This is a genomic window from Olsenella uli, assembly GCF_901212655.1.
Taxonomy (GTDB): domain Bacteria; phylum Actinomycetota; class Coriobacteriia; order Coriobacteriales; family Atopobiaceae; genus Parolsenella; species Parolsenella uli_A.
Window position 1 is genome coordinate 93,294 of sequence record NZ_CAAKON010000002.1, and the last position, 10,447, is coordinate 103,740.

Annotated in this window: 11 protein-coding genes; 6 read left to right on the forward strand and 5 right to left on the reverse strand. The window is 66.4% G+C overall.

Annotated features, from left to right (window positions below; translation table 11 throughout):
• Nucleotides 1-426: 426 nt before the first annotated feature.
• Genes EFAMC2_RS00550 through EFAMC2_RS10480 form a run of 3 tightly spaced genes read right to left on the reverse strand, consistent with a single transcriptional unit; the run spans nt 427 to nt 2,449 of the window.
• Nucleotides 427-1,398 carry a TlpA family protein disulfide reductase gene (locus EFAMC2_RS00550; RefSeq protein ID WP_154025937.1) on the reverse strand — a complete coding sequence of 324 codons (972 nt, stop codon included), beginning with the start codon at nt 1,396-1,398 and terminating at the stop codon, nt 427-429.
• 30 nt (nt 1,399-1,428) lie between these two features.
• Nucleotides 1,429-2,331: a 4Fe-4S binding protein gene (locus EFAMC2_RS00555; RefSeq protein ID WP_410054794.1), complete on the reverse strand. Its 903-nt coding sequence runs from the start codon at nt 2,329-2,331 to the stop codon at nt 1,429-1,431.
• Nucleotides 2,324-2,449, reverse strand: coding sequence for a CD1871A family CXXC motif-containing protein (locus EFAMC2_RS10480; RefSeq protein WP_154025972.1), 126 nt, complete (start codon nt 2,447-2,449; stop codon nt 2,324-2,326). The genes EFAMC2_RS00555 and EFAMC2_RS10480 overlap by 8 nt, the downstream gene beginning before the upstream one ends.
• Nucleotides 2,450-2,561: 112 nt before the next feature.
• Here EFAMC2_RS10480 and EFAMC2_RS00560 point away from each other — a divergent pair, with 112 nt between their 5' ends.
• Nucleotides 2,562-3,236, forward strand: a complete 675-nt coding sequence (locus EFAMC2_RS00560; protein WP_187325053.1) for a response regulator transcription factor — start codon at nt 2,562-2,564, stop codon at nt 3,234-3,236.
• Entirely contained in the window at nt 3,233-4,372 is a 1,140-nt protein-coding gene (locus EFAMC2_RS00565; RefSeq protein ID WP_154025943.1) for a sensor histidine kinase, read from the forward strand. The genes EFAMC2_RS00560 and EFAMC2_RS00565 overlap by 4 nt, the downstream gene beginning before the upstream one ends.
• Nucleotides 4,373-4,755: 383 nt before the next feature.
• Here EFAMC2_RS00565 and EFAMC2_RS00570 read toward each other — a convergent pair whose 3' ends face one another.
• A complete protein-coding gene (locus EFAMC2_RS00570; protein ID WP_261979951.1) occupies nt 4,756-5,985 on the reverse strand; it encodes a sensor histidine kinase in 1,230 nt (409 codons plus the stop codon).
• A 56-nt stretch (nt 5,986-6,041) separates the two neighbouring features.
• Nucleotides 6,042-6,737 (reverse strand): response regulator transcription factor, encoded by a 696-nt coding sequence (locus EFAMC2_RS00575; protein WP_154025947.1) that lies wholly within the window; start codon nt 6,735-6,737, stop codon nt 6,042-6,044.
• Nucleotides 6,738-6,886: 149 nt separating this feature from the next.
• On the opposite strand from EFAMC2_RS00575, the gene EFAMC2_RS00580 reads away from it, so the two are divergent.
• From EFAMC2_RS00580 to EFAMC2_RS00595, 4 genes are all read left to right on the forward strand, one after another.
• Nucleotides 6,887-8,026 carry an efflux RND transporter periplasmic adaptor subunit gene (locus EFAMC2_RS00580; protein WP_154025949.1) on the forward strand — a complete coding sequence of 380 codons (1,140 nt, stop codon included), beginning with the start codon at nt 6,887-6,889 and terminating at the stop codon, nt 8,024-8,026.
• Between the two features lies 1 nt (nt 8,027).
• On the forward strand, nt 8,028-8,834 hold the full coding sequence (locus EFAMC2_RS00585) for an ABC transporter ATP-binding protein (RefSeq protein WP_154025952.1): 807 nt from the start codon (nt 8,028-8,030) through the stop codon (nt 8,832-8,834).
• On the forward strand, nt 8,831-10,039 hold the full coding sequence (locus tag EFAMC2_RS00590) for an ABC transporter permease (protein WP_154025954.1): 1,209 nt from the start codon (nt 8,831-8,833) through the stop codon (nt 10,037-10,039). Before EFAMC2_RS00585 ends, EFAMC2_RS00590 begins: the two co-directional genes overlap by 4 nt.
• Before the next feature lie 84 nt (nt 10,040-10,123).
• A complete protein-coding gene (locus EFAMC2_RS00595) occupies nt 10,124-10,378 on the forward strand; it encodes a hypothetical protein (RefSeq protein ID WP_154025956.1) in 255 nt (84 codons plus the stop codon).
• Nucleotides 10,379-10,447: the final 69 nt, after the last annotated feature.

A 10,447-nucleotide genomic window follows, 5' to 3' on the forward strand; every position in this document is an offset into this window, starting at 1 on the left:
GTCATCGCGTGCAATCCCTTCGAGAATGACAAGACGGCCCGAGACAAATCGACTCGGACACTTTGTCACGAACCAAGCCCGAGCACAAGCGCATCCTCGTCGCGAAGCAAGGTGGGGCGCAGGGCGCCGGGCACCATGCGCGCCGTTGAATCGAATTGACGTGCACACGGCAAAGCCCCTACTCTTGCGTCCTCATTGGGCTTGCTTATACCCAGCACGCATCCATTAATCCTGCAGCGGGTCTGAACAAGCGACGACCCCATCTAAGCGTATTGCTCGTTTGACACGGATTCCAAGGACGAGTTTGACGACTATACCCATCCAAGCACCCGTATCACGATGATGGGCAAAACGAGCTAGGCGCAAGAGAGGGACTGTCCCCTTCCCCAATGAGGCAAAGGGACAGTCCCTTTGTTACATTCGGACTTACTGTCCGCTCTTCGCGAGCGCCTGCTCGATTTGCTTGTTGAGCGCCTCGCGCTGCTCGGCAGAGCTGATGCCGCCCACGATCGGATCTCCCACGATGTTGCCGTTCTGATCGATAACGTAGGTTGTCGGGAACGAGAACAGATTTGACGTAAACTTGCCAGCCTCGCTGTCCGGCTTGAACCAGATGTTCTTATACGTCACCCCCTTTTTGCTCAGCACGTCTTTAGCATCTGCAACCTCGTCCTTGTTTCCATCGAGCGTAAAGGAATTGACCCCTACGACCTGGCCGCCCTTCTCGGCAAGCTCCTTATTTAGATCCTCAAGATCGCCCAGCTCGCCCACGCACGGTTTACAAGTGGTGAACCAGAAGTTCATGACGGTAACCTTGTTCTTGGAGAACAACTCGTCACTGTTCACCTCGTTGCCGTCAAGGTCCTTACCCGTAAAGCTGGGAAATTTCGCCGCCTCGCTAGAGGTATCGCCATCAGTCGTCATGCCCGCGGCCGAAGCATCAACGCTCTCGCCCGCACCGGGCGTGGTGCCGCAGCCGGGAAACTTCTTTTCCAGGCTTTCCAGCTTCTCTTCGATCTCTTTGATTTGCTGCGCACCGGCCTTGAGCGTCTTGAGCTCATCTGCCGTAAACTCGTCCTTGGCGCCATCGATGGTCTTGAGCAGGAAATCACCGTAATTGCTGCCGTCCTCGATCATTGTCGAGTCCTTATTTGCTGCATTGAATACCTTATCCCACAGCGTGTTGTCGCCCGAAAGGATGTCGTTCTCCTTCTGCATAAGTTTCGTATATAGTTCGGCGGCCTCGTCGGCATTGGCCGGCTCTTGCGCAATGAGCTCCGCAATCTCAGAATCGGAGCCGGTCGATTCGCCGGCGTTGCTGCCGGGTGCCGAACATGCCACGAGGCACAAGGCCAACACCGGCACCATAAACAGGGCCGCAATCTTAGAAAGCTTCATGGTCATTCCTCCGTTTTGTCGAAGCCTGTTTTACTTTTCATCAGCGGTCGGGGGGAGCTTATCTGCCGACGCATCCAAGCCATAGCGATAGCTGATGGCATCAACGGGACAAGCCCCAATGCACTTTCCGCATCGGATACATTCGGCACTATTGGGTGTACGGGTCACATCAACGTCCATCTGGCAAACCTTTGAGCACTTGCCACACGAGACACATTTACATGCGTCGATCCGTATTCCCAGTAAGGACACCTTATTCATGAGTGCGTAGAATGCGCCGAGCGGGCAAATCCATTTGCAGAAGGGGCGATAGAACAAAATGCTCAGCACCACCACAAGAATGAGAACAAAAAGTTTCCAGGTAAAGAGCTGTCCCAGCGCAGATCGAATGCCGGCATTGGAAATGGCAAGCGGAATGGCGCCCTCGAGCACACCCTGTGGACAGATGTACTTGCAAAAGAACGGATCGCCCATCCCCAGATCGTTGACCACCAGCACAGGCAGCAATACCACGGCAAACATAAGCACAATGTATTTGACATACGTAAGCGCCTTGAGCCTTCTCGTCGAAATCTTTTTGCCGGGGATCTTGTGAAGTAGCTCCTGCAGCCAGCCAAACGGGCACAAAAACCCGCATACAAATCGTCCCACCAGCACGCCAAGCAAAATGAGTGTACCGGTAACGTAGTAGGAGAAGTTGAACCTAGATGAGCCCACCACCGACTGGAACGATCCGATGGGACACGCGCCCGTTGCCGCAGGGCACGAATAGCAGTTAAGTCCGGGTACACAGACCGTTTTTCCTGCGCCCTGATAAATTGCGCCCTTGGCGAAGTTAGGCAGGTGAATGTTGGCGATAAGCGTCGATGCCGCTTGAATGAATCCGCGAAATCGAACCAAAGCTTGCGACACAGTGTTTATTCTTTTAGCCAATTCCGACACACTCCAAGCACAGCCTAATCGCCTTGGCAAACACGGCATCCGCCTCGCCACGCACAACGCCAAAGCACACCATGGCAATTCCTGCGATCAACAAAGCGACCTGCACCATGGGTTTTACCGATTTGAACAACCTGACCACTCCTTTCGTTGCGCGACCCATTGGACCATATCGACTATAAAATCCGTGTTAAGCGCGATCTGAAATGTACAAGGAGACTGTTATGCGTATTTTGATCGTCGAGGACGAGCAGGCGCTGTGTGACACAATCGCGCGCAGTTTGCGAAACCTGGCATACAGCGTCGACTGCTGTCACGATGGACGGGAGGCGCTCGACCTACTAGGCGTTGAAGTCTTTGACCTCGTGGTGCTCGACCTCGACCTTCCCCGTATCGACGGTATGACCATACTCAAGGAGCTTCGGAAAACCGACCGTGAGACCAAGGTGCTGATCCTGTCCGCATACGGCGAGGTATCCGACAAAGTCGCCGGGCTCGATGCCGGTGCCAACGATTACCTTACCAAGCCGTTTCATCTGGATGAGCTTGCGGCGAGGATTCGCAGCCTTACTCTCAGGCGCTTTGCGCAAAACGACATAGTATTAACCTGTGGAAAACTCAGCTTTGACACCAAAGCCCGCATCGCTTCCGTAGAAAGCGGTGCCCTGTCTTTGACACGCAAAGAAACGGGAATCCTGGAATATCTGATGCTTAACCAAGGGCGCCCGGTAAGCCAAGAGGAGCTTATCGAGCACGTTTGGGATAGCACTGTAAACAGCTTTAGCAACGCAACCCGGGTTCATATCTCGTCACTCCGAAAAAAGCTGCGCAGCACTTTGGGATACGACCCGATTCGCAATCGGATTGGAGAGGGCTACGTCATGGAGGACGGCGAATGAAACAGCTTTCGCTGCAATGGCGCATAACAATCATGACGGCACTGCTAACGTGTATGGCATGCGCTCTGACGAACTTCCTGGTCGGCTATACGGGCATGCGCTACATGGACGCCATTGCCAGTGGCATCTCGGCTCTAAGCACAGCCGACGAAGATACGCCCCAGGCGTTTGACCCAACAAAAGTGGCTCTCGATGACGAGGTCACGGTCGTCGTAAACAACGCACAAGAATCTTTTGGCGCGACAGCCTGGTGTATCACGGCTGGAGTCACGCTGCTTGGTGGCGTGCTAGCATACTTTGTGAGCGGTCGTGCGCTCAAACCTCTACGGGCTTTTGCCGCTCAGGTAGAGCGCGTACAGCCTGACAACCTAAGAGAAATCAAACTCAACGAAGATGTTCCCGCCGAACTTCAACGATGCAGCGTCTCTTTCAACGACATGATCACCCGCCTTGGCGAGGGGTTCTCTGCACAGCAACAGTTTACCGGCAACGCCGCACACGAGCTGCGAACCCCGCTTGCCCTTATGCAAGCGCAGATTGAACTGTTCGTCTCCGAGCACCCCGCATCGCAACCCGATACGGCAGAGCTGCTCGGCCTGCTACAAGAACAAACCGAGCGCATGTCACGAATGACCAAAGTCTTGCTCGAGATGAGTGAGCTCCGCGGCGTTCCTTGCGAGGATGCCGTTGAACTTGGCCCCTTGTCCGAAGAAGTCCTCGCTGATCTTGCGCCGCTTGCCGAGAATAAGGGCGTAACCCTCGATTGCGCCGGAGACGCTTTGGCGATCGGAAACGACACACTCCTCTATCGGCTGGTGTTTAACCTGGTCGAAAACGCCATCCGCTACAGTCACCCCGGCTCGACTGTCAACGTCTGTATCTGCGCTACCGATAGCCACGTGTTCCTGCGAATCAAGGATCAGGGCCCGGGAATACCCAAGCACCACCGAGAGAGCATCTTTCAGCCGTTTTTTCGTCTCGACAAATCCCGAAGCAGGGCATACGGCGGCGCAGGACTCGGGCTAGCACTTGTCTGGGAGATCGCCGCGCTTCACGGTGGCACTGCAGGGGTCGAAGAAAGCTCGGAGAGAGGAACGACGATGCTCGTGACCCTTCCCGCACACACACTCAGCTAAAAACGCCGCACCGCGGGACGGCGGATGCGCCCTGCCAGCTCTCGTCTCAGTAGTACTTCCAGCCCCTGACCACGGTTTCCTCGCCGACCATCTTCATGAAGGGAACCACCGTGGTCAGCGGCGGAGATGGCGATACTCCCGCGCGTTGTCTTAACGCCGATTCCAGCACGACTTGCAGCTTCCTCAAGGGTTAGCCACATGGCGGTTCGACGCTCCTTGATTACTCGTGCAAGCTTCTCACTGTTGTTTGTCACCCTTGGTGCCATTAACCCCCCCCCAACGTCGGTACTGAGTAGTAGCTAGCAGTATATTGACTTAGAAATAGCTATTTGTAATGACCAGATAGTCAGTGATGCCTCAGACAAAGAAGGGCCCGCACACCCCTATCCCGCGGGGAGCTCCAGCGTGAAGGTGGTGAGGCGGCCGGGGTCGCTCTTGCAGGAGACGGAGCCGCCGAGGGCCTCGGCGCGGCGTCGGACGATGGAGAGGCCGAGGCCGTAGCCCTCCGCGCCCGAGCCGCGCGTGCGGGCGGCGTCGCCGCGCCAGAGGCGGTCGAAGACGCGGGGCACGTCGGCCGGAGCGATCCCGGGGCCGGTGTTGGACACCGAGACCGCGACGCGCCGCCCGCGGCGGGCGGCGGAGACGGCGACCGAGCTGCCCTCGTCGGCGTACTTGACCGCGTTCGCCACGAGCTCGCCCAGGACGGCGGACAGGTCGCCCTCCCCGCAGGCGGCCATGGTGCCGGGCGCCACCGCGGAGGCGAGAGAGACGCCTCGGACAGCCGCACGGGCGGAGAGGCGACCGACGAGGCCCTCCGCGACCCCCGCCACGTCGCACGGCCCCGCACCCCCGGAGGCCGCCGGCCCCCGGGCGACCTCGACCAGGCCGCGCACGAGCGCGTCCATCTCGTCGATGTCCTGCCTCAGGTAGCCCGTCCAGCGCGCCTGCTCGCCCACGGTGCGGCCGGGGCTCGCGACGAGGGCGTCGAGCGTGGCCGACATAGAGGCGAGCGGCGTCTTGAGCTCGTGGGAGGCGTCGGCCACGAAGCGCTCCTGGCGCTCCCAGGCCTCGGCCGCCGGGACGAGGGCCCGCGAGGCGAGCACACGGCACGCGGCGGCGGCGAGCGCGGACCCCGCGAGCCATGCCGCGGCGAGCGCGAGGCCGAGCGAACGCAGCGCGGAGGAGGCCTGGGTCACGTCGACGAGCAGGACGGTGCCGCCCGCGCCGTCCCCGGCGGAGAAGGACTCGGCGCCGGACCCGCCCGCGACGGAGCCGGTGTCCAGGCGCTCGAAGCGCCACTCCCGCCCCAGGGCGGAGACGGAGCCCGAGCCGGCCCCTTCCGGCACGGCGGCGGCCAGGGCGGCGGCGTCCGCGCCGGAAAGGGCCCCCGTCGCGTCGGCAGCCGAGCCGCCCGCCAGCGAGAGGCGCACGACCGGGTAGGGGCACGCCACCGCCACGGCGGCCGCCCCGTCCCCGGCGAGCGGGGACTCGCCCGCGGCCTGCTGGAGCGCCACGTCGGCCTCCGAGGCATACCCGCGCGCCGACCAGAGCCACGCGCCGGCCAACGACGCGGCGAGCACGAGGGCCATGAGGGCCGAGGACGCGAGGGCCATCCGGCGGCGCAGGCGCGCGAGCTCGGGAGGAAGGGCGCGCCGTCCCTCCCGCGCCCTCACCGCGCGCCCCCGGCCGGAGCCTCCCGCAGGGCGTAGCCAGCGCCGCGCACGGTGGCGACCTCCGCTGCGGCCCCCGCCTCGGCGAGGCGCAGGCGCAGGTCGTGCACGAGCACCTCGAGGCGGTTGCCTCCGCCGGCCGTCCCCGGCCCCCAGACGCGGTCGATGAGGTCGCGCTTGGCGACGACGCGCCCGGGCCTCGCCATGAGCTCGGCGAGCAGCTGGCACTCGCGCGCCCTGAGCGCGACGGCGGTGCCCCCCGCCGCGCGCAGCTCGAGCGAACCCTCGTCGAGCTCGAGGCCGAGGGCGCGCAGCGGCCCCGCCTCCTCGATGGCCCGGGGCCGGCGGCAGACGGCCCGGACGCGGGCGAGCAGCTCCTCGGCGTGGAAGGGCTTCACGAGGTAGTCGTCGGCTCCGGCGTCGAGCCCGGCCACCCGGTCGGGCACCGCGTCGCGGGCGGTGACAAGAATCACCGGGGTCGCGACGCCGGCCTCCCGCATGCCGCGCAGCACGTCAAGGCCGCCCATGACGGGCAGCATGAGGTCGAGCAGCACGCAGTCGTAGGCGCCCGCGGCGGCGAGCTCAGCGCCGCGCCCGCCGTCCGTGGCCACGTCGGCCGACCAACCCTCGCCCCTGAGTATCTCGGCGACCGCCTCGGCGAGCCGCCACGCGTCCTCGACCACGAGAAACCTCATGCCTCCCCCTTCCGCTTGGAACCGCGCGCCCGCGATGCTACGCGGGCTCGCTGAGACGGGGCTGAGACGCCCCTCAAAGGTTCGTCTCAGCTTGCCCGCCCATAGTGGCCGCCGTCAACCGAGGCCGAGAGGAAAGGAAGGCGCGGCACATGGAGCACACGATTCGGAAGGGAGGGGCGGCGGCGCGCGGGCATCGGGCCGCGCGCGTCGCGGCGTCGCTCGCGCTGGCCGCGGCCGTCGTCGGCGCCTCGGCGTGGCTGTCCGCCACGCTGCTGTTCCCAGCAAGCGATGCCAGCGCGGCGCCCGACACGAAGGCGGCGAGGAGGGGCTCGCTCACCGAGACGGTCACGGGCGCCGGCAAGCTCGCCGCCGCGTCCTCGGCGGCGGTGACGGCGCCCGTGGACGGGACGGTCGCCGAGGTGAAGGTGACCGAGGGCCAGCAGGTCTCCACCGGCGACGTCCTGCTCACCATCGCGAACCCGCAGCTGGACCAGGACGTCGACGCCGCGCAGGCGGCGCTCGCCTCGGCCCAGGCCGACCAGCGCGCCGCGGCGGGCGACCTCAAGCGCGCCAAGGCCGCGGCCAAGGACGGGACCGACGAGTCCGCCGCCGCGCTCAACCAGGCGCGCGCCGCCAGCGAGAAGGCGGACGCCCAGACGACGGCCGCAGAGCAGGCGCTCGAGGCGGCGCGGGCCAAGGCCGACGCCCGCACGGTGCGCGCGCCGGCCGCCGGCACCGTGATGTCGCTCGCCGCCTCCCCCGGGACCTCCGTGCAGGCGCAGTCCGGCACGGCCCTCGCCGAGATCGGCGACCTCACCAAGCTCAGGGTCGCCCTCGCCGTCAACGAGGTGGACGTGCCGAAGGTGGCCGTGGGCCAGAAGGCGGAGGTGACGTTCCCCGCCGTCGACGGGCTCAAGCTCGAGGGCACGGTGACGGACGTGGCGACGCAGGCGACGGCGGGCAAGGACTCGGGCTCGGTCGTCACCTACGACGTGGGGCTGCTCGTCGACGCTCCCGACCCGCGCCTCAAGCCCGGCATGAGCGCGAGCGCCGACATCGCCGTCCAGACGCTTGAGGACGCGCTCGTCGTCCCCGCCGGCGCGGTCGGGACCGACGCGGACGGGAACTCGACCGTCGAAGTGTGGGTGCCGGGCAAGGACGGCGCCGAGGGCAGGACCGAGACCCGCAGGGTCAAGGTGCTCCTGAAGACCGACGACGGCGCGGCCGTCGAGGGCGACCTGACGGAGGGCGACCAGGTGGTCACGTCGGCAGCGAAGGGAGGCGAGTGAGGTGGCGCGCCCGAGCGACGCGCCCGCCGCGGCGCACCTCCCCGCACCGGGGGCCGTCCCGGCCATCGAGGCACGCGGCCTGACGCGCTCCTACGCGAGCGCCGCCGGCCCCGTCCGGGCGCTGCGCGGCGTGGACCTCAGGGTCATGCCCGGTGAGTTCGTGGCGATCATGGGGCCCTCGGGCTCGGGCAAGTCCACCCTCATGAACGTGCTCGGTCTGCTCGACCGCACGGACGCGGGGACCTACCTGCTGGAGGGTGCGGACGTGTCGTCGCTCACGGACGCGGAACTCGCCTGGGTGCGCGCCGGGCGCATCGGCTTCGTGTTCCAGAGCTTCAACCTCCTGCCGCGCGAGACCGTCCTCGACAACGTCTGCCTGCCGCTCGCCTACGCCGGGGCGCCCCGGCGGGAGCGGCGGGAGCGGGCGATGGCCGCGATTGCGGCGGCGGGCCTGCCTGAGGGCTACGCCGGGCATCTCGCCCGCGAGCTCTCGGGCGGCCAGATGCAGCGCGTCGCCATCGCGCGGGCCCTCGTGGCCGACCCGGCGATCGTGCTCGCCGACGAGCCGACGGGCAACCTCGACTCGGCCACGGGAGACGCCGTCATGCGCACGTTCCAGGCGCTCTCCGCCGCCGGCCGCACCGTCGTGCTCATCACGCACGACGCGGGCGTGGCGGCGCGGGCCGGGCGGGCCCTCACCCTGCGCGACGGCCTGCTCTCCGAGGGGCTCAGGGGCGCGGACAGCCGCGCGGATGGCAGGGAGCCGCTTCGGGCGCTGCCCTCGCCGACGGAAGGGGGCCCGCGATGAGGCCTGCGGACGTCTGCCGCGAGTCGGTGCGCGCGCTCGCCCACAACCGGGGCCGCACCGCGCTCACGGCCCTCGGCGTGGTGATCGGCATCGCCGCGGTCATCGCCATGACGGCGCTCGTCACGGGCGTGCGCTCCGCGATGGCCGAGCGGCTCGGCCTCGCGCAGGCGCGCGCGGCATCGATCACCTACGCGGGCGCCGACGCCCTGGGGCTCACCGAGGCCGACGTGGCTGCCCTCAGGGCGGCGGTGCCGGGCTTCGAAATCCTCTCGGGCTCGGTCTCCACGACGGCCTCTGCGACGTGGGGCACCGAGGCCGTGAAGGACATGGGCGTGCTCGGCGTCTCCCCCGACTGGTTCGAGGCCGCCTCGGCCAGGCTCGCCGCGGGCAGGCTCCTCGACGCGGCGGACGGCGAGTCCGCGTCGCGCGTCGTGGTGCTCACCGACGGCATGCTCAGACAGCTGGAGGGCGAGTCTGCCGACCCGGCGGCGGCCGTGGGACGCCGCGTCACCATCGCGGGCACGCCCTTCGAGGTGGTGGGCGTCCTCGCCGACGCCGGCGCGGCCTCGGGGCTCTCGTCGGCGATCATGCCGCTGCGCACCCTGCGCCAGCGCGTGGGATCGCCCGACGGCGCCGACCTCTACACCTCCGTCCTCGCCTTCGCGCGGGAGGGCGAGGACGTCGACGGGCTCGCCCGCGAGGCCGCGTCCGCCATCGAGGCGCGCAAGGGAGGGTCGGGCAGGGCCTCGGTGTGGCCGATGAAGGCGGCCATGGAGCAGTCCGACGCCGTCATGGGCTCCTTCCAGCTGCTGCTCACCTGCGTCGCGGGGGTGTCGCTGCTCGTGGGCGGCATCGGGATCATGAACATGATGCTCACGAGCGTGACGGAGCGCACCCGCGAGATAGGCCTGCGCCGCGCTCTCGGCGCGAGGAGGTCGGACATTGTGGCGCAGTTCCTGCTCGAGGCGGTGCTCGTGTGCCTCGCCGGCGGGGCGGCGGGCATGGCCGCGGGCTACGCCGCCGCCTGGGGGTTCGCCGGCATGGCGGCCCAGATGGCGGGCTCCGGGGCGATCACGCCGCAGGTGCCCGCGGCGGTGGCCGGCAGCACCGTGGCGGTGTCGGCCGCGGTCGGGGTGGTCTTCGGGCTCTACCCGGCCTGGCGGGCCGCCAGGCTCTCGCCGGTGGAGGCGCTCAGGCACGGGTAGCGCGGCCGGGAAGACGAGCCGGCCGCGGGGCCGGATGACATAGACGGGACAGTTCGGACAAGAACTCACGAGAGAGGAAAGGCAATGGAAGAGAAGACGAGAAAGTTCAACGCAAAGAGAATCGCGGTCGCGGCGCTGCTCGCCCTGGCGCTCGTCGCCGGGGGTGTCGCCGCGGGATGGCTCATCACCAGCCGGGGCGCTGCGGGATCGGGCGGCGACCAGGTGACCGACACCCAGTCCGTCGGCGGCGGCCCAGACTCCGGGCAAATCCCGCCCGACGCCAAGCAGGTGCCCGAGGACCAGCTCCAGGGCGGCGGGGAGGTGACGTTCTCGAGCTAGGGGTGACGGCACGGGACCGCTGAAAAGAGACTGTCCATGACGAGGGGTGCCCGCGGCGATTGCCGCGGG